This is a genomic window from Thermodesulfobacteriota bacterium (assembly GCA_031082315.1).
GTDB lineage: Bacteria > Desulfobacterota > QYQD01 > QYQD01 > QYQD01 > QYQD01.
Map to the genome: position 1 here is coordinate 22,109 of JAVHLC010000006.1, position 18,723 is coordinate 40,831.

General features: G+C 48.8%; 17 protein-coding genes. 6 read left to right on the forward strand and 11 right to left on the reverse strand.

The genetic code is table 11. The features are described from left to right. The first annotated feature begins 52 nt into the window (after window positions 1–52). Entirely contained in the window at window positions 53–2,509 is a 2,457-nt protein-coding gene (gene ppsA, locus RDU59_06820) for a phosphoenolpyruvate synthase (GenBank protein ID MDQ7838186.1), read from the forward strand. A 71-nt stretch (window positions 2,510–2,580) separates the two neighbouring features. Here ppsA and ahcY read toward each other — a convergent pair whose 3' ends face one another. The 11 genes from ahcY to RDU59_06875 form a co-directional block, all read right to left on the reverse strand. Next, window positions 2,581–3,837 (reverse strand): adenosylhomocysteinase, encoded by a 1,257-nt coding sequence (ahcY, locus tag RDU59_06825; protein MDQ7838187.1) that lies wholly within the window; start codon window positions 3,835–3,837, stop codon window positions 2,581–2,583. A gap of 101 nt (window positions 3,838–3,938) precedes the next feature. Continuing rightward, window positions 3,939–5,105: a methionine adenosyltransferase gene (gene metK, locus RDU59_06830; GenBank protein ID MDQ7838188.1), complete on the reverse strand. Its 1,167-nt coding sequence runs from the start codon at window positions 5,103–5,105 to the stop codon at window positions 3,939–3,941. Between the two features lie 342 nt (window positions 5,106–5,447). After that, a complete protein-coding gene (locus RDU59_06835; protein ID MDQ7838189.1) occupies window positions 5,448–6,056 on the reverse strand; it encodes a DUF502 domain-containing protein in 609 nt (202 codons plus the stop codon). Between the two features lie 5 nt (window positions 6,057–6,061). After that, window positions 6,062–6,409, reverse strand: coding sequence for an aspartate 1-decarboxylase (locus RDU59_06840; GenBank protein ID MDQ7838190.1), 348 nt, complete (start codon window positions 6,407–6,409; stop codon window positions 6,062–6,064). Between the two features lie 68 nt (window positions 6,410–6,477). Next, window positions 6,478–7,338, reverse strand: coding sequence for a pantoate--beta-alanine ligase (gene panC, locus RDU59_06845; GenBank protein ID MDQ7838191.1), 861 nt, complete (start codon window positions 7,336–7,338; stop codon window positions 6,478–6,480). 205 nt (window positions 7,339–7,543) lie between these two features. Continuing rightward, window positions 7,544–8,383: a 16S rRNA (adenine(1518)-N(6)/adenine(1519)-N(6))-dimethyltransferase RsmA gene (rsmA, locus tag RDU59_06850; GenBank protein MDQ7838192.1), complete on the reverse strand. Its 840-nt coding sequence runs from the start codon at window positions 8,381–8,383 to the stop codon at window positions 7,544–7,546. Window positions 8,384–8,426: 43 nt separating this feature from the next. Continuing rightward, window positions 8,427–8,882 carry a DUF2062 domain-containing protein gene (locus tag RDU59_06855; protein ID MDQ7838193.1) on the reverse strand — a complete coding sequence of 152 codons (456 nt, stop codon included), beginning with the start codon at window positions 8,880–8,882 and terminating at the stop codon, window positions 8,427–8,429. Next, window positions 8,879–9,880 (reverse strand): tRNA (adenosine(37)-N6)-threonylcarbamoyltransferase complex transferase subunit TsaD, encoded by a 1,002-nt coding sequence (gene tsaD / locus RDU59_06860; GenBank protein ID MDQ7838194.1) that lies wholly within the window; start codon window positions 9,878–9,880, stop codon window positions 8,879–8,881. Before tsaD ends, RDU59_06855 begins: the two co-directional genes overlap by 4 nt. A gap of 2 nt (window positions 9,881–9,882) precedes the next feature. Next, complete coding sequence (gene fba, locus RDU59_06865) at window positions 9,883–10,806, reverse strand: class II fructose-1,6-bisphosphate aldolase (GenBank protein MDQ7838195.1); 924 nt, start codon at window positions 10,804–10,806, stop codon at window positions 9,883–9,885. Beyond that, complete coding sequence (gene fbp / locus RDU59_06870; GenBank protein MDQ7838196.1) at window positions 10,806–11,831, reverse strand: class 1 fructose-bisphosphatase; 1,026 nt, start codon at window positions 11,829–11,831, stop codon at window positions 10,806–10,808. The genes fba and fbp overlap by 1 nt, the downstream gene beginning before the upstream one ends. 336 nt (window positions 11,832–12,167) lie before the next feature. Further along, window positions 12,168–12,752, reverse strand: coding sequence for a TetR/AcrR family transcriptional regulator (locus tag RDU59_06875; GenBank protein ID MDQ7838197.1), 585 nt, complete (start codon window positions 12,750–12,752; stop codon window positions 12,168–12,170). 321 nt (window positions 12,753–13,073) lie between these two features. On the opposite strand from RDU59_06875, the gene RDU59_06880 reads away from it, so the two are divergent. The 5 genes from RDU59_06880 to rodA all read left to right on the forward strand — a co-directional run bounded on the left by RDU59_06880 (window position 13,074) and on the right by rodA (window position 18,621). Next, on the forward strand, window positions 13,074–14,108 hold the full coding sequence (locus RDU59_06880) for a rod shape-determining protein (GenBank protein MDQ7838198.1): 1,035 nt from the start codon (window positions 13,074–13,076) through the stop codon (window positions 14,106–14,108). A gap of 13 nt (window positions 14,109–14,121) precedes the next feature. Beyond that, entirely contained in the window at window positions 14,122–15,003 is an 882-nt protein-coding gene (mreC, locus tag RDU59_06885) for a rod shape-determining protein MreC (GenBank protein ID MDQ7838199.1), read from the forward strand. A gap of 68 nt (window positions 15,004–15,071) precedes the next feature. After that, on the forward strand, window positions 15,072–15,572 hold the full coding sequence (gene mreD / locus RDU59_06890; protein ID MDQ7838200.1) for a rod shape-determining protein MreD: 501 nt from the start codon (window positions 15,072–15,074) through the stop codon (window positions 15,570–15,572). Between the two features lie 51 nt (window positions 15,573–15,623). Next, window positions 15,624–17,522: a penicillin-binding protein 2 gene (mrdA, locus tag RDU59_06895; GenBank protein MDQ7838201.1), complete on the forward strand. Its 1,899-nt coding sequence runs from the start codon at window positions 15,624–15,626 to the stop codon at window positions 17,520–17,522. Beyond that, window positions 17,512–18,621: a rod shape-determining protein RodA gene (gene rodA, locus RDU59_06900; GenBank protein ID MDQ7838202.1), complete on the forward strand. Its 1,110-nt coding sequence runs from the start codon at window positions 17,512–17,514 to the stop codon at window positions 18,619–18,621. The genes mrdA and rodA overlap by 11 nt, the downstream gene beginning before the upstream one ends. Window positions 18,622–18,723 lie beyond the last annotated feature (102 nt).

The window sequence follows — 18,723 nt, forward strand, 5'->3', positions numbered from 1 at the left end:
CTATGCAAAAAGCTGTAGAAATTAGAACGCAATCATAGAAGGGGGCGTGCTCATGGGTAAGAGTAAAAATCGGTTTATACTATGGTTTGACGAGATAGGCATCAAGGATATTCCGTTGGTCGGCGGGAAAAACGCTTCACTTGGAGAGATGTATCAGAAATTGATCAGGAAGGGCGTCAACGTCCCGGGCGGTTTTGCCATAACGGCTGAGGCTTACAAATATCTGCTCAAGGCGTCCGGTGTCGATAAAAAGATACGGGAAATTTTGGAAGGGTTGGATACTCACAATATTAAAGACCTGATGCAGCGTGGGGAAAAGGTGCGTAATGTAGTACGTACCGCTCCTTTCCCGGATGATCTCACCAAGACTATCGTTGACGCCTATGCACGGATGGAGAAGGAGTACGGGGCTAATGTGGACGTTGCAGTCCGTTCTTCTGCTACTGCCGAAGATTTACCCGATGCCTCGTTTGCCGGCCAGCAGGAGACCTATCTGAATATCCGTGAGAAAGAACATCTTATAGATGCCTGTAAAAGATGTTTTGCCAGTCTGTTTACCAACCGGGCCATTTCTTACAGGCAGGATAAGGGATTTGGTCATTTTGATGTCTATTTATCAATAGCCGTTCAGAAGATGATACGGAGCGATTCGGCTTGCTCCGGCGTTATATTTTCTATTGATACAGAGTCTGGCTTTAAAGATGCGGTGTTTATTACCGGCGCCTGGGGGCTGGGTGAAAATGTAGTACAGGGGGCGGTCAACCCTGATGAATTTTATGTCTTTAAGCCGACCCTCAAGAACGGCAAGATGCCCATAGTCGTCAAGAGACTGGGGACCAAAGAGATAAAGATGGTTTATACGAACAACTTGAGGAAACCAACTGTTAATAAGCCGACACCGCTTAATGAGAGAAATCAGTATATCCTTTCGGATGAAGAGCTGGCTACCCTGGCGCGTTGGGCCTGTGTGATTGAAGATCATTACAGTAAAGAGGCCGGCTATTTTAAGCCTATGGACATCGAGTGGGCCAAGGATGGGGACGGCAAAAAGGTAGGGACCGGTAAGCTTTATATAGTACAGGCCAGGCCGGAGACGGTCCATTCCCAGAAGGACGTCAATTTTGTAGAGACCTATGTCTTGAAAGAGACGGGAAAGCTCCTTGTCACCGGGCAGGCGGTCGGCTCCAGGATAGGTCAGGGCAAGGTAAATCTTATTAAGAGTTCTAAAAACATCCTGGATTTCAAGCCGGGGCAGGTGTTGGTGACAGACATGACCGATCCTGACTGGGAGCCGATTATGAAAATCGCTGCGGCCATCGTCACCAACCGCGGCGGGCGGACGTGCCATGCGGCTATTGTATCCCGGGAATTGGGTATCCCTTGTGTTATCGGGACAGAAAAGGCAGATAAGGTCTTAAGGGCTGGTCAGCCTGTTACTGTGTCATGCTGTGAGGGAGAAACCGGCTATATATATGAAGGCATGTTGAAGTATAAGGTAGAACGCACTGACCTGAAGAAATTGCCCCAAACCCGCACTAAGATAATGATGAATGTAGGTATCCCGGAAAGGGCTTTCATCCAGGGCCAGATTCCGAATGATGGCGTGGGGTTGGCGCGAGAAGAATTTATTATTAACTCTCATATCGGCATACATCCCCTGGCGCTCATCCATTACAAAGAGCTTAAGGGAAAGGCACGGAAAGATAAGAAAATAGCAAAGGTAATAGAACAGATCGATCAGCGTACTCCCCATTATAAAGACAAAGTGCAATTTTTTGTAGATACTCTGGCCCAGGGTATCGGGCGTATCGGCGCCGGTTTTTATCCCAACGATGTTATTGTGCGTCTTTCCGATTTCAAGACCAACGAATACGCTAACCTAATCGGCGGATTTCTTTATGAGCCGGTCGAAAGTAATCCCATGATCGGCTGGCGCGGGGCTTCCCGCTACTATGATCCGTCTTTTGAGCCGGCCTTTGCTCTGGAATGTAGGGCCCTGCTTAAGGTGAGGGATGAGATGGGCCTGACCAATGTCAAGGTCATGGTTCCATTCTGCCGGACTGTGGAAGAAGGGAAGAAAGTAATCGAGGTTATGAAAAAATATGGCCTGGTTCAGGGCAAAAAGGGGCTGGAAGTCTATGTTATGTGTGAAATACCCAGCAACGTGGTGCTGGCTGATGAGTTTTCCAAGGTATTCGACGGGTTCTCCATCGGTTCTAATGACCTGACCCAGTTGACCATGGGCTTAGACCGGGATTCAGAGCTTATCGCCCATATTTCCGATGAACGTAATGAGGCGGTGAAGCGCTTAATTGCCCAGGTTATTAAGGTGGCGAGGGCCAACAAGAGGAAGATAGGCATTTGTGGACAGGGGCCGAGCGATTTTCCCGAATTCGCTGAGTTTCTTGTGGAATGCGGGATTGACTCTATGAGCCTAAACCCGGACACGGCGGTCAAGACCAGATTACTCGTGGCGGAGAGGGAGAAGAAGCTGGGGATAAAACCGTAATCTGCAATAGCTGAAAGCAAGAGAGCTGAAAGCTTTGAGCCTTAAGCTCTCTTGCTTTATTTTTCTGTCTCTTACGTTCCCATTTCCCAGGAACTAAGGTATTTTTCCTGTTCTGCCGTCAGCTTATCGATGTGTATTCCCATAGACTGGAGTTTCATTAAGGCGATCCGGCGGTCGATCTCTTCCGGAACCGGGTAAACCTCTTTTCTCATCTGACCATGGTGTTTTGCTATGTATTCAGCGGACAAGGCCTGATTGGCAAAACTCATGTCCATGACGCTCGATGGATGTCCTTCGGCCGCAGCCAGGTTAATGAGCCGTCCTTCTCCTAATACGTAAACCCGTTTGCCGTTGGCCAGTGTATATTCTTCTACATATTCCCGGATCATGCGCCTTTTTTCGGTTACCTCCGCCAGGCCGTCCAGGTCCAGCTCGACGTTAAAGTGGCCGGAGTTGGAGACGATGGCCCCATCTTTCATTTTAAGAAAGTGTTCCTTGCGTATGACATGGATATTACCGGTAAGTGTGCAATAAATATCCCCGATCCGGGTGGCCTCTTCCATGGGCATGACGGCATAGCCGTCCATGACCGCTTCCAGCGACTTCAGAGGATCAACCTCGGTAATAATAACCCGCGCTCCCATGCCCCGGGCCCGGCTAGCTAATCCCCGGCCGCACCAACCATAACCGCAGACCACAAAGACGCTTCCGGCCAGGAGACGATTGGTGGCCCTGATGATGCCGTCGATGGTGCTCTGACCGGTTCCGTAGCGATTATCAAAGAAGTGTTTGGTCTTGGCGTCATTTACGGCGATTATAGGATAACCGAGGACCTTATCCATGGCCATACTGCGTAGCCGGATGACTCCGGTGGTTGTCTCTTCTGTGCCGGCCAGGATAGAGGGGATAAGGTCTTTTTTCTCTGAATGGAGCGTCGATACCAGGTCGGCGCCGTCATCCATAGTTATCATAGGTTTTATTTTCAGCACAGAGCGGATGTGGCTGTAGTAGGTATCATGGTCTTCGCCTTTAATGGCAAAGACGGGGATGCCGCTATTCTTAACCAAAGAGGCGGCTACATCGTCCTGTGTGCTGAGGGGATTAGAAGCGCAGATGGCCACATCCGCGCCCCCGGCCTTTAGCGTCTCCATCAGGGCCGCTGTTTCCGTGGTCACATGAAGACAGGCGGCAATGCGCACGCCTTTGAGCGGCTTTTCCTTTTCAAAGCGGTCCCGGATAATATTGAGCACGGGCATACTCTGGCCGGCCCATTCTATCCGGAGTTTTCCTTTAGCAGCGAGTTTTTCGTCTTTAATATGGTGTTTCATGCTGACTCCTCATAGATTGTTAGCTATCAGCATTCAGCTGTCAGCAATCAGCACGGTCTCTTTTTTTGTCTGAAAGCTGAAGGCCGATAGCTGACCGCTTCTTATAGCCCGGCTTTGTCTTTCAATAATTCCACCTTATCCAGCTTTTCCCACGTGAACTCCGGCTCCGGCCGGCCGAAGTGTCCGTAAGCCGCTGTTTTCTTGAATATGGGGCGTCTTAAATCCAAATAGCTGATAACGTCGGCCGGCTTGAAGCTGAAATTCTCCGTAATGATCTTAACAATCCGGTCGTTAGGGATGGCCTCTGTGCTATAGGTATTTAGGTTGATGGAAAGCGGCCTGGCCAGACCGATACTATAAGCCACCTGAACCTCGCATTCCCGCGCCAGACCGGCGGCCACCACATTCTTGGCCACATATCTGGCCATATAGGAGGGACTGCGATCCACCTTAGAGGGGTCTTTTCCGGAAAAGGCCCCGCCGCCATGGTGTCCGCGGCCTCCATAGGTATCGACAATGATTTTTCGCCCGGTGACGCCACAATCGGCCAGCGGCCCGCCCACGACAAAACGGCCGGTCGTATTGATCAGGTATTCTGTATCGCCGGTCATGAGGTGCGCCGGGATGACCTCCCTGATAACTTCCTCAACAATGGCCTCTTTAATCTCTTTATAGGACACTTCCGGGGTATGCTGGGCGGCAATAACCACAGTTGGTATGGATACCGGCTCCCCATTGACATAACGGACCGTAACCTGGGTCTTGCCATCCGGTCTCAAAAAGGTAAGTATTCCCTTCTTTCGCACTTCAGCCAGGCGCATGGCCAGCTTGTGGGCATACCAGATAGGCATGGGCATGAAATCCGGGGTTTCGTCAGAGGCATAGCCAAACATGAGGCCCTGATCGCCGGCTCCCATTTCATGGTAGAGGCCGGTGCCGTTTACGCCCTGTGCAATATCCGGAGACTGTTTATCGATGCTGGAAAGAACAGCACAGGTCTGCCAGTCAAAACCCATGGATGAGTCTGTATAGCCGATTTCTTTTATGGCGCCGCGCACAATTTGCGGCATATCTACATAGCAATCCGTAGTGATCTCGCCGGCTAACAGGACCATGCCGGTAGTCACCAATGTCTCACAGGCCACCCGGCCCATTTTATCCTTTTCCAGTATAGCGTCAAGGATAGCATCAGAGATCTGGTCGGCTACCTTATCCGGATGTCCCTCGGTAACCGATTCTGAGGTAAAAAGGCAATTTTTCATGAACATAGTGCGTCCTCCTCTTGCAAACTTGCGGTATATAAACAGATGCCTCTATCCTTGTCAAGCTATTAAGGTTCATAATATTGATGATCTCGCAAAAGGTCCAAAATATCACGCAAAGCCGCCAAGGACGCAAAAATAATAAAATTTGGAACTCAGGAACTCATGAAAAAATCTTTTACTCCTGATTTCTTGATTTCCAGATTTTCATTTTTCTTTGAGGTCTTTGCGCCTTTGCGTGCTCAGCGGTGAAAAGGCTTTTTTACGAATTGATCAATATTAGTATCGAGAAATTATTTAGTTCTACTTAACACAGGGTTCGTCTTGGGAAGTGATGTCGCCGGGGGTTTAGCTTGGACTAACCATACCACCCGAAAGAATAAGCTTAAAGGCATCTTCGATAGAGATATCCACATTAATAATATCTTCTTCCGGTACGATAAGATAAAATCCAGAGGTGGGGTTAGGGGTTGTGGGTACAAAAACACCGACCATGTGAGGACGGGTGTTTGCAGACAGTTTATCGCCGGCCTTCCCGGTGATAAAACCAAGACTATAAATACCCCGGCGGGGGTATTCAATCAATACTACCTTCTTAAACTGGGTATCGCCCTTGACAAATATGGCCTCCGAGACCTGCCTGAGGGCGCCGTAAAGCACCCTGACCAGGGGGATTTTATCTACGACCATTTCCCAGTAGCCCAGGGCCTTTTTGCCGATATAGTTGCGGACCAGAAGCCCGGCAATCAGGGCCATAATTACGGTGTATATGATGCCCAGGCCCGGGATATGGAAGGGTAGGTAGGTCTCAGGATTGAACTTCTTCGGGAGGATGTCCCCGATTGAATCAATAAAATTTATCATCCCTGTTGCGACGTATATCGTCACGAAGATGGGGATGAGAATTAAAAGCCCGGTCAAAAATAGATTTTTTATCTTGCTTATGAATTGCTTCATAGAGGTCAAACGATGCGGTTATCTTTATCTACGTGTACAAGGCGCGGTCTGTAGCCTGCCAATTCATCTTCGCTGTAAAGGGCGTAAGTGGCTACTATGAGCAGGTCGCCGACCACTCCCTTGCGGGCCGCTGCGCCATTAAGACAGATAACGCCGGAATCAGGCAGGCCCTCAATAGCGTAAGTCTCAAAACGTTCGCCGTTGTTTATATTATAGACCCGGACCATTTCGAAAGGTAAGATGCCCGCGGCCCTCATAAGGGAGGCGTCTATGGTCAGGCTGCCTTCGTAATTCAGATCGGCCTCCGTTACCTTTACGCGGTGCAGTTTTGATTTCAGCATAAGCCGTTGCATCTTATTTATTCTCCTGAAAATCCCCCTGTATTCCTCCTTTTTACTAAGGGGGAGTGAGGGGGGTATTTTCATTTTCCTCCTGTGGATAAAAGACAATTGTCGATAAGACGTGTTTTTCCTACCCGGGCGGCTATGGCCAGCAAGGTCTTATCTTTGATTATATCTCGTTCATCTAATGTCTCCGGATGACAAAAACTGATATATTCTATTTCTATCTTAGCGCTATTATATGAAGTTATCAGTTCTTTTATAGCCTTCTTTATCCGTTCAGGGCCTTTTTCTCCTTTACGGACCAGATCCTTAGCCACGGAAATGGCCTGTTGAAGGCTGAGCGCCGCCTTTCTCTCTGCCGGGGATAAGCAGGTGTTGCGCGAACTCATGGCCAGGCCGTCTTTTTCACGGACGATGGGCCGGCCTGTAACCTTGACCGCCATGTTTAAATCACCGGCCATATGGCGGATGGCCAGCCATTGCTGGTAATCTTTCAGCCCGAATACGGCCTCATGAGGTTGTACGATATTAAAAAGTTTAGTTACTACCGTGGTTACCCCGCGAAAGTGTCCCGGTCGGCGACGGCCACAGAGCGGTTGGGTTAGTTGTTCCACCTCCACATGCGTCTGAAATCCCCGTGGGTACATGTCTTGTGCGGACGGACAGAAGAGGACATCCGCTCCGGCCTTTTCAGCCATTACCCGGTCGCGTTTAAGGTCACGCGGATAGCGTTCAAGGTCCTCTGACGGGCCGAATTGCATGGGGTTTACAAAGATGCTCACCACCAGGAGGTCGCATCTGTTACGGGCATAGGTCATGAGGCTTATATGTCCCGCATGGAAGAACCCCATGGTAGGGACAAGGGCAATCCGTTTGCCTTCAGTCCTTTTTTGCATGGACAGGGATTGCATCCTGGCCACGGATTTTATTATCTTCATAGTTCACAGTATTAAATCGCTGTCTTGATGCGGACGCAATTTAACAACTGCCCTTTCTTTTTGTCAAGTTTTGTTAGTTAGCGACTATTTACCGCAGAGCACACAGAGGACGCAGAGTCAGGCCATTTAATACCTGAGGACAGGCGGGTCGCCATAGGCTGGCCGAGGACAGACGCCTGTCCTCCTGATAGATGATGGCTGAAAGCTAACAGCTGATAGCCGCTTTTCTCAGTAGATTACTTATCTGAACAAAATCATTAACCCCCAGGGTTTCGGCCCTTCTCTGTCCATCAATGTTCAGGGTTCCCAGGACGCTTCTAATCAGTTCAGGAGGAAAGCCGGGGTGTGCGAGGGCATTTTGCAGGGTCTTGCGGCGTTTCTGGAAGGCGCTTTTGACTATTTTTTTAAAGAGGGATTCATCCTCAGCGATTACCTCCGGGGGGCGGAGATGAAACCCCAGGACCATAGAATCTACTTCCGGTCTGGGATAGAATTGAGCGGCAGGCGCTCTTAAGACCTTTTCGATGGTGGCGCAATAATTGAAGAACACGGCAAGAATACCATATGTTTTGCTGCCGGGTGGGGCGACGATCCTTTCGGCCACCTCCTTTTGGAGCATAACAAAGGCATTTTTAAACGAAGACCGACATTCCCATATCTTAAAAAGTATAGGGCTGGAAATATAGTAAGGCAGGTTCCCTATTATCTTTAGTTTTTGTCTATATTTTCTTTCCAATGCCTGAAAGTCAACTTTCAGTATGTCCTGGTGTACTATTTCCAGCGTGGAAGGGAGGGTATATTCTTCCTTCACGATAGCAATCAGGCGCGGGTCAACTTCGAAGCTAATGAGTTTTTTGACCTTGGCGGCCAGGGGAAGGGTGAGAATGCCCAGGCCCATGCCCACTTCAATGACTATGTCCTCTGCCCCCAATCCCGCCTTTTCAATTATGGCCCTAGCGATGTCCGGGTTTATAAGGAAATTTTGCCCCCGGCTCTTTGAGGGCCGTATGTCGTACTTTTTTAGTAATCCTTGCGGGCTGGTCATTGGGCGCTTAGTTCAAAGTTTAAATAGTGTCCGGGTTATGTGTTTATATGGACCGTCTGGCCCGGCGCTTTGTCCTGAGGTGCTTAAAGATGTAAAGTGTAAGGAAATAGGTAATAACCGCTGGTATAATGCCGAGGATCACTCCACCAATGAGCATAGTGAGCACTAACTCCCAGCCGGCGCGGGCTATATCGATAATAGAATAGGTATGTGGCAGTTTCATTTCAAAAGAGGTGACCCATTTCCCGAGGTAATAGGCTAGGTAATAGTAGATGGGTATGGTGACGGGATTACTGATTATAATGGCCCCGATAAGCCCAGCTATGCGGCTGCTGCTCAATAGAGAGGTTGCCAGGAGGATCATCACCGTGTGGAATGGTATGGTTGGGGTAAGGCCGATAAAGACACCAATGGCCATGCCGCAGGCAATCGCCCGGGGATTGCCCTTGAGGTTCTTCATGCGGAGATAATAGTATCTTAATGTCCTTTTTAAAGTCATGGTCTATTTTTGGAATAGGCATCTAGGGTTAGGCCGGAAACCTCTCCTTTCCGGAAACGATGGTATCCGGCCACCGCAATCATCGCGGCATTATCCGTGCAAAGGGACGGCTCCGGGATAAAGACCTTAACCCCGGCCTTTTTTGCGGCCGCGCCGAGGGCTTCCCTTAAACGGCGATTAGAAGCTACCCCGCCTGCCGCAACAATATTTTTGACCTTATATTGCAGGGCGGCCTTCATGGTCTTATCTGTCAGGACATCGACTACGGCCTCCTGAAAGGCGGCCGCCGTATCCTCGTAGGGCGCTGGTATCCGGTTCTCCCGACAACAGCGTATATAATTGGCTACTGCGGTCTTAAGGCCGCTGAAGCTGAAGTCGAAGGAATCCTTACTGATAATGGCCCGGGGGAGATTGATTTTTTTAGGGTTCCCTTGTTCGGCCAGCCGGCTGATTACCTCTCCCCCGGGATAGCCAAGCCCCAGCAGTTTTGCCACCTTATCGAAGGCCTCGCCGGCGGCGTCATCCCGCGTCTGGCCCAGGAGGCGATAATCTGTAAAGTCAGAGACGTAGTACAGGGCGGTATGCCCGCCTGAGGCCATAAGGGCGACATAGGGGAAGGAAGGGGTATCTTCTTCCAGATAAATAGATAAAAGGTGTCCTTCGATGTGGCTCACGCCAATAAGGGGGAGTCCCCGCGCATAAGAAAGGGCCTTGGCAAAGGAGAGGCCGATCAGTAGTGACCCTACTAGCCCCGGCCCCTGGGTGGCGGCTATGGCGTCAATGCCATTTAAAGATACCCCGGCCCGTTCCAGGGCCTCTTCCACAACAGGATAGATGGCTTCGATGTGTTTGCGGGAGGCCAGTTCCGGTACGACGCCGCCGTAACGGCGATGCACATCCACCTGGGAGGCCACCACACTGGATAATATGATCTTTCCGTCCCGGACGACAGCCGCGGCTGTCTCATCACAGGAGCTTTCGATACCCAGGATAAGCACGTTCAGACCCTGTCGGCACAGCCCAGGGCCTGTATCCTGTCTGCAATGATTTGTGCTACTTTTTCCCGGGCCGGCCCCAGGATTTTTCTCAGGTCGAAGGTCTCCGGCTTTTCCGCCAGGATGCGGCGCATGGCGCTGACGAAACCAAGACGGAGGTCCGTATCGATGTTGACCTTGGCTACACCCACCTTGATAGCCTTTTGCACTTCTTCCAGGGGCACGCCTTTGGCCTCCCCAATCGGAATGCCGGAACCAATGGCCTCTTGAAGAAGGTCAGCCGGAATAGAAGACGCGCCGTGCAGGACGAGGGGTATCCCCGTCTTTTCTTTAACCTTTTTTAGTCGTTCCAGGTCGAGGCGGGCAGCGCCTTTATACTTGAAGGCCCCGTGCGATGTCCCTACGGCCGGAGCCAGAGAGTCAATATCTGTCTCCCGCACGAAACGGCCGGCCTCTTCAGGATCGACGAGTACGGCGTCTCTTTCCGCCACAGACACGGTATCCTCTACACCCATGAGGCGGCCCAGTTCGGCTTCTACCGAGACCCCGGACTGGCGGGCTATTTCCACCACCTGTCGGGTCAGGGCTGCGTTTTCGGCATAAGGCAGGTGAGAGGCGTCGATCATGACCGAGGTAAATCCGGCCTGAATACAGGCCCTGATCGTTTCCAGCTTGTGCCCATGATCCAGATGCAGGGCTACGGGGATATCTACCTCTCCGGCCAGTGTCCTGGCCATGGATACGATGGTCGATAGTCCGGCATAACTGATGGCTCCTTCTGAAGCCTGGATAATGACCGGGGCGCGCAGGTTATTGGCCGTCTGTAAAATGGCCTGTAACATTTCCATATTAACAAAATTAAAGGCCCCTATGGCGTAGCCTTCCCGGTAAGCCTTAAGCAATATGTTTTTGGCAGGTACAAGCGGCATCAGGATATCCTTTCTCCTTTTATGAACTGTTCGGCAATAAGTACATCTTCTTTGCTTCCTATGTAAAGCGGCACACGCTGATGCAATTCCTTGGGCTCGAGATCAAGTATGCCCTGGAAGCCGGTGCTGGCATAGCCGCCGGCCTGCTCCACGACAAAGGACAGCGGGTTGCACTCACACATGAGGCGCAGTTTGCCAAGGGGCTTTTTGGGGTCTTTTTTGTCCGGAGGGTACATAAATATACCGCCATGCAGGAGATTGCGATGGAAATCCGCCACCAGAGAACCAATATAGCGCCCCGTGTACGGCCTTTTTGTTTCCCTATCCGGCGTTTTAAAATAGCTCACAAGTTTTTTAACTTCATCCGCCCAATAGCTATAGTTGCCTTCGTTAACGCTAAAGGCCCTTCCCCGCTCCGGTATCTTGATATTCTCATGGGATAACAAGAACTCGCCTATGCTCGGAAGGAGTGTAAATCCGTGTACGCCGCTGCCTGACGTATAGACCATCATGCTGCTGGAGCCATAGACAAAGTAGCCGGCTGCGACCTGTTTGCTTCCTTTCTGGAGGATATCTTCCAGGGTTGGGTCGGCAGGCATCGGGGTTACGCGGCGGTAAATGGAGAAGATAGTGCCGATGCTGACGTTTACGTCGATATTGGATGAACCGTCCAAGGGGTCGAAGATCAGGACATAATTGCCTTTGGTAAATCTCTCAGGGACGGGTATTATATCCGGGTCTTCTTCTGAGGCCATAGCGCACAATTCTCCGGTGTGGGCCATACGCTCAACGATGGTCCTATGGGCGAATTCATCCAGCTTCTGTACCTGCTCTCCCTGGATGTTTTCTCGTCCGGCATAACCCAGTATGTCCACCAGGCCGGCCTTGTTTACCTCGCGAGAGATGATTTTGGCGGCCACAATGAGTTCGGATAACAACCGCGTGAATGCACCGGTAGCCTCGGGGTGGGCCTTCTGGGTGGTCAGCAGGTGTTCTATGACCGTTGTTCCTAATAGAGACGGCATGCATTTCTCCTTAATAACCATACGATTAGGCAACATCACCGGTCATTAGTTATCGGTCATTGGTTAGTGCACGACCGGAAACTACCGTTTCCGGTCGTGCCACAGGCCGATTTGCCGGGGCGAACTTCACGCTTTCAGCGTCAGCTGTCAGCCATCAGCAAAAAATCCAAGACAAATAGTACCTTAAGCTGAATGCTGATCGTTTTTACCAGTGACAAATGACTATTGACTAATGACATTCACTTTGTTTGTTTTTTACCACAAAGTCACTGAAAAAGCCAAGGCCTAAAACAGCCAAAAGCGGAAAGCTGAAGGCTGATAGCTGATGGCTGTTTTTCAGGATACAGCAATTCCGCGAATAAAGAAATCGCTGATCTGTTTGGCTGCAGTATGCGTGCTGTATTTTTTTTGAGGGGAGAGTATCCAGAAACGGGACATTTCATCTAAGGCTCCGAAAAAAGCCCGCTTGGCTATGCCCGGCATGACGTCTTTGCGGATGAGGCCTTGTTCCTGGCCTTTTTTTATAATGGAAGAGATTATATTTACATACTCGGCAAATTTTTTATTGCGATATTCCTTCATGAATTTACTACTCTGCCGGATTTCGACCTGGAGCACCTCGGCCATTTCTCTGTTTTCTTCTACGATTTTCAGGTGAACCCGGGAAAAAATCTCTAATTGTTTGAGCGGGTTTTCTTCTTTGGCCAGTTCTTCCCGCATGTTGGTTATAATTTCCCCCATCTCTTCCTCAAAGAGGGAGATGAGTATGTCATATTTATTGTTAAAATAAAGATATATCGTGCCGTCTGCCACATTTGCTTCTTTGGCGATTTCTGAGATGCGCGAGTTAAAAAAACCGTTCCGGGCAAAAATTTTAACGGCGGCCTGGATAATCTTCTGATGTTTGTCGGTGGCTTTCACAGAGTTATAGGCTTATTTGGCTCAAAAAAGATCCTTTATGAATGGTTGCTCATTCATAATATATGTATAAAATAAAATTCCATAAATTTTGTCAAGATAATTTTCATCGGACTTTCATTAAAATCTCAAAATGAGTGAATTATTTTATTGAATTGAACGATATAGATATTTAGGTAAAAAGGTAAGTATGCATATTATGCACAAAAAAGATATTGACCCTTGTTATTACACGGGTTATTGTGAAAGGCTAGAAAATAAGAAAAGCGGGAGAACCGGTTAAAATTTAAGGGTTTTTTCCATTAAAATTAAGGAGAAGAGGGTATGATGTTTGACTCTATATTGGGGTGGTTATCTAACGATCTGGCCATTGACCTGGGTACCGCGAATACGTTGGTCTACGTCAAAGGGAAAGGTATTGTCTTAAGAGAACCCTCGGTTGTAGCGGTGAGAAAGGATGTTAGAGGTGCTAGCAAGGTCCTGGCCGTGGGTAAAGAGGCAAAAATGATGCTGGGAAAGACGCCGGGCAACATAAAGGCTATCCGTCCTATGAGGGATGGCGTTATTGCCGATTTTGAGGTAACTGAGGCCATGCTCCGTTATTTTATTACCAAGGTGCATAACAGGCGGACCCTGGTGCGCCCACGTATTATTGTCAGTGTCCCTTCGGGGATAACCCAGGTGGAAAAAAGGGCGGTCAAGGAATCTGCAGAATCAGCAGGGGCACGGGAAGTTTATCTGGTTGAGGAACCGATGGCTGCGGCCGTGGGCGCAGGTCTGCCCATAACCGAGCCTACGGCCAATATGATAGTGGATATCGGGGGCGGTACTACGGAAGTAGCTGTTATTTCTCTGTCCGGGATTGTTTATTCGGGGTCGGTTAGAGTGGCCGGAGATAAAATGGATGAGGCCATCTTACAATATATCAAGAAGAAGTATAATTTATTGATTGGTGAACACTCTGCCGAGATGATAAAGACCACTATCGGCAACGTAATGCCGGAGAAGCCTTATGACACCATGGAAATAAAAGGCCGGGATCTAGTCTCGGGAGTCCCCAAAACAATTACTATAGATTCCGACGAAGTACGAGAGGCCATAACCGAACAGGTAGATGCTATAGTGGAGACGGTGAAGGTCGCTTTGGAACAAACACCTCCTGAGCTGGCAGCAGATATTGTCGATAAGGGGATAGTTCTTACAGGTGGAGGCGCTCTTCTGCGTAATCTGGATAAATTATTAAGAGAAGAAACCGGGTTGCCTATTATTATTGCTGATGACCCTCTTTCATCCGTAGTGCTGGGATCTGGAAAAATTCTGGACAATATCGGTATCCTGAAAGAGATCGCTATACAGTAATACGGATGTCTTAATGCGAAAAAAGGAAAGACCTCTTAATCGTCTGAAAATTTTTATCTTAACCGGTCTGTTGGCTGTTATCCTTTTCGTACTCCTTGTTTCCAGTATAGGGAAAAACAGAGATTTTGGCCCCTGGCAGAAGGTTGGTGTAGAGTTGTTTGCTCCCATCCAGAAAGGGATCGTCTTCATTCAGAGGGGAATTACTGCTTTTGGGCATGATTATATCTACTTGGTTGGCGTACAAAAGGAAAATAGGTTGTTGAGAAAGGAAATCGAACGACTGCGCAGTAAAAACAATGAGTATCGTGAAGCCATTATTGCCAATATCCGGTTCAAGAAACTGTTAAATTTTAAAGAGACGGTACCCCTCCCCCTTTTGTCGGCAGAGGTTGTTGGGTATGATCCCACGGTCTGGTTTGAGACCATGATTATTAACCGTGGCTCTGACGATGGACTTCAAAGAGGGATGGCGGTTATAGCTGCCGATGGTGTTGTTGGCCAGATTATAAGTGTCTCCCTGCACTATGCAAAGGTTTTACTGATTACAGACCGGAACAGCGCTGTCGATGCCATTGTGCAGAGAAGCAGGGTAAGGGGAGTGCTCAAGGGAGAATCCGGTGGAGTCTGTTATTTAGATTACGTCGGCATTCGTGACGATGTTAAACCCGGGGATATAGTAATTTCTTCCGGGGTGGGGGGTATATTCCCGAAGGGGTTGCCTGTCGGGAGGGTTATTAAGGCCAAGAATTCTCGTCCGGGATTATTTCAACATATCGAAGTGGTCCCCTGTGTTAATATTTCTGATATAGAGGAAGCATTGGTTGTTTTAGAAAAAAGCTCTATAATGGAACAGGAACTAGCGCCACAAAGTCACCGAGACACGAAGGCTAAGTGAGGATTAAGAGGATTATCTATCTTGGTGCCTTAGTGGCTAAATAGTTGCGTGGGATAAAGTGACCGAATATGTTTTTTTTGTTTTTACTGGGTTGCGTATTATTGATCCTGGAAACGACTCTATTCTATCATCTGCCTTTATGGAAACTTAAAATTGACGGGTTGCCCCTCTTAATTATATATGTCTCACTTTACCTGAATGGAATCCAGAGCGGTTTGTTGGTTTTTTCTTTAGGTATATTGGTGGATACATTTGCAGGCAGCGCCCTGGGCATGCATGTACTCGTTTATGCCATGCTTTTTTTATTAGTAAAGGTTATCTCACGTAATCTGATCGTAAAAAATATCTATTATCAAATGGCTATCATTTTTTCCGTAAGTTTTTTGGCTAACTTAGGCCTGCTGATTTTGGATTTGGTATTCATGGATGGAGTAATTTGGTGGCATCACGTTTGGATGGTATTTCTTCAAAGTCTCCTGACCTCTCTGTTAAGCCCTATCTTTTTCATTTGTTACGATTATTTTGACCGGTTGTTTGGGTTACGGGAAGCACGTGAGGTCTCGCGCTAGGATTTGTTAAGTGGTTATGATTTTTGAGTCTTACCGGATAAGTGGTCTATTGTGAGGCAGACAGGTTCAAAAAGAGATCTACGCATAAGGGCATTTGATCCGGCAGAAATCGAGGAATACCACAGGAGATTTGACCGGATTACTGTATTCGTCATAGTCGTTTTTGCCGTTTTTTTTGCCCGCCTCTGGTATCTACAGATCATAAAAGGTGACGAATACCTCAAACGCTCGGAGAGAAATTGCCTCCGTATCCAATACATGCCGGGTCCACGGGGAGATATCCTGGATCGGCATGGGCAGGTGCTGGTGCAAAGTCGGCCGTCTTTTAGCATATCCCTGGTTCGTGAAGACGTAAAAGACATAAATAAGTTACTTAACCGGTTGAGCTCCATCTTGAAGAAAAGTCCGGCCTCACTCTGGGAAACGGTGGTGACGGCGAAGAATATGCCCCGTTATATGCCTATACGCTTATGTGAAGATGTGGATGCAGATACCGTGGCCTTGGTGGAGATGCACAGGTTTGAGATGCCCGGCGTAACCATAGAGATTGAACCTAAGAGAAACTATGTTTATGGGAATATGGCCGCACACTTGTTTGGTTACCTGGGAGAAATAAATGAAAAGGAATTGAAGGGCGAATTATTTAAGAACGTCAGGTTGGGTGAATTCGTTGGGCGATGCGGCCTGGAGAAGGTTTATCAGGCGGATTTGGCGGGTATAGGCGGCGGCAGGCAGGTAGAGGTCGATGCCGCCGGCCGGGTGATAAGTGTTTATGGGGATATCCCACCCGTTTCCGGGAATAATATCCATCTCACCCTGGACGCCGACCTGCAAAGGGTAGCCGAAGATGCTATGGCCGGCCGCTCAGGGGCAGTTGTAGCTATGGATCCCAGAAATGGAAAGATACTGACCTGGGCGAGCTGTCCTAATATTGATTTAGAAGCCTTTCTCCACGGATTAAGTCGGAAAGAGTGGTCAGATCTGGTAAATGATCCTTTGCGGCCCTTGCCGGATAAGGTTATTCAAGGGCAATATCCCCCGGGTTCTACTTATAAGATTGTAACCATGGCGGCCGCGCTGGAAGAGAAGGTCATTGATCCTACCGCTCCACTATATTGCAGCGGCTATTATCCTTTTGGTAACCGGGTCTATAGGTGTTGGGAGGAAAAAGGACATGGCAGCGTGGCTATGCATAAAGGCATTGTGCGGTCATGCGACGTTTATTTCTATGAAATGGGAAGAAGGCTGGGTGTGAATCGCCTGGCCCATTATGCACGTGGTTTTGGTCTGGGATCACCCGCCAAGGTAGAATTGGAGCATGAAAAGTCAGGACTGGTGCCTACTCCCGAATGGAAATTAAAACGATTTAAGGTGCCCTGGCAGGAGGGGGAGACGATTTCTATTGCCATCGGCCAGGGTTTTGATCTGGTCACTCCTCTCCAGATGCTGCGTGTGATCTCTGCTGTGGCCAATGGGGGAGTGCTTTATCGTCCCCAGTTTGTGGAAAAAATCGTTAGTCTTGACGGCAAGATAATAAAACAGTTTAAGCCTATAATAGATAGTAAGGTCCCGGTTTCCCAACGTAACCTGGGAATAGTACGGGATGGCCTGGCCGGGGTGGTAAATGAGCCGCACGGTACGGGGGGTGTGTGCCGGCTCAGCACAGTTATGGTCGGAGGCAAGACCGGGACGGCCCAGGTGGTTCGTTTGCCCGCCTACCGTGAGAAGAACGTAAACGCCATACCTTATAAGTATCGGGACCATGCCTGGTTTGTGGCCTTTGCCCCGGTGGAGGACCCTGAGATAGCAATTGCGGTTTTAGTTGAACATAGCGGGCATGGTGGTTCAATAGCTGCTCCCGTAGCCAGAGCGGTTTTGGAGGAATATTTTAGCAAAAAGTCCAGCCCGGAGGCGACCTTGGTTCGCACAGGGGGTGCAAATGATAGATAGGAGGTATATAACCAACTTTGATTGGCCATTACTTGGGGTAGTGCTACTTTTATCAATGTTAGGAGTTTTGAATCTTTATAGCGCCGGTTATTCTGCTACTGGTTCTGCAACTACCGTTTATCTAAGGCAGCTTTATTGGCTGGGCCTATCCGGGGTCATTATGGTTGTCGTTCTATCTTTTGATTACCGGCGGATAGCTGAGTGGGCTCCTTACATATACGCGGGTTCTATAATAACCCTGGTGGCCGTATTGTTTGTTGGGAAGACAGTTTCCGGCTCTCAAAGGTGGCTAGGTTTCGGCTCCCTGGTTTTTCAACCATCAGAGCTGGCCAAGTTGGCGACGGTTATTGCGCTGGCCAGTTATTTTTATCACAAGGACGTTAAAAAGGGTTATGGACTAAGTGACCTCCTGGCGCCGGCGGGTATTGTTTTGCTCCCCTTTATTCTTATCGTTAAGGAGCCGGATTTAGGGACGAGCCTTTTGCTCCTGTTTATACTGGCGTCAATGGTCCTTTTTGTAGGTATAAAATGGGGCGCATTTTTGACCTTGCTGGGTTTTGGGCTGACCTCTGTGCCGTTCATCTGGTCTTTATTAAAGGATTATCAAAAAAAGAGGGTGGAATCTTTTCTCTGGCCGGAAAGAGACCCTCTGGGGTCTGGTTATCATGCCCTTCAGTCCAAGATCGCGGTGGGGTCCGGCAAGATATTGGGAAAGGGTTATTTAGCGGGATCACAAAGCAAACTCGATTTTCTTCCCGAGCAGCATACTGATTTTGCCTTTTCCGTCTTTGCGGAAGAGTGGGGTTTTATAGGATCGATTCTGCTGATTATTCTTTATTTTTTGCTTATTCTGTTGGCCTTGCAGGTCGCTATCCGTTCAAAGGAAAAGTTCGGCACCTTTTTGGCGTTTGGTATATTGGCCATGATATTCTGGCATTTAGTGGTAAATGTGGGCATGGTCCTTGGCCTAATGCCTGTAGTCGGAGTCCCGCTTCCCTTGATCAGTTATGGTGGTTCTTCAGCCATCACTACCCTGACCAGTATCGGCCTGCTTCTTAACATCCGTATGCGGCGGTTTATGCTGCAAAAAGGCCCGTAACCCGAGCCTTGATGTCCGGAGATTATTTAAAAAACCCGCTTCAGATTTTGACTTGCCTCGTTTGTCCCATAATTATGCCCAAATAGTTTTTAAAAACATAGT

What these genes read in the sequence shown, in the direction of transcription:
- ppsA (MDQ7838186.1), top strand. Translation starts at nt 53, where the DNA reads ATGGGTAAGAGTAAAAATCGGTTTATACTATGGTTTGACGAGATAGGC.
- rodA (MDQ7838202.1), top strand. Translation starts at nt 17,512, where the DNA reads ATGATAGATAGGAGGTATATAACCAACTTTGATTGGCCATTACTTGGG.
- fba (MDQ7838195.1), bottom strand. Translation starts at nt 10,806, where the DNA reads ATGCCGCTTGTACCTGCCAAAAACATATTGCTTAAGGCTTACCGGGAA.
- RDU59_06840 (MDQ7838190.1), bottom strand. Translation starts at nt 6,409, where the DNA reads ATGCAACGGCTTATGCTGAAATCAAAACTGCACCGCGTAAAGGTAACG.
- fbp (MDQ7838196.1), bottom strand. Translation starts at nt 11,831, where the DNA reads ATGCCGTCTCTATTAGGAACAACGGTCATAGAACACCTGCTGACCACC.
- RDU59_06835 (MDQ7838189.1), bottom strand. Translation starts at nt 6,056, where the DNA reads ATGAAGCAATTCATAAGCAAGATAAAAAATCTATTTTTGACCGGGCTT.
- metK (MDQ7838188.1), bottom strand. Translation starts at nt 5,105, where the DNA reads ATGTTCATGAAAAATTGCCTTTTTACCTCAGAATCGGTTACCGAGGGA.
- ahcY (MDQ7838187.1), bottom strand. Translation starts at nt 3,837, where the DNA reads ATGAAACACCATATTAAAGACGAAAAACTCGCTGCTAAAGGAAAACTC.
- RDU59_06855 (MDQ7838193.1), bottom strand. Translation starts at nt 8,882, where the DNA reads ATGACTTTAAAAAGGACATTAAGATACTATTATCTCCGCATGAAGAAC.
- mreD (MDQ7838200.1), top strand. Translation starts at nt 15,072, where the DNA reads ATGTTTTTTTTGTTTTTACTGGGTTGCGTATTATTGATCCTGGAAACG.
- RDU59_06880 (MDQ7838198.1), top strand. Translation starts at nt 13,074, where the DNA reads ATGATGTTTGACTCTATATTGGGGTGGTTATCTAACGATCTGGCCATT.
- panC (MDQ7838191.1), bottom strand. Translation starts at nt 7,338, where the DNA reads ATGAAGATAATAAAATCCGTGGCCAGGATGCAATCCCTGTCCATGCAA.
- rsmA (MDQ7838192.1), bottom strand. Translation starts at nt 8,383, where the DNA reads ATGACCAGCCCGCAAGGATTACTAAAAAAGTACGACATACGGCCCTCA.
- mreC (MDQ7838199.1), top strand. Translation starts at nt 14,122, where the DNA reads ATGCGAAAAAAGGAAAGACCTCTTAATCGTCTGAAAATTTTTATCTTA.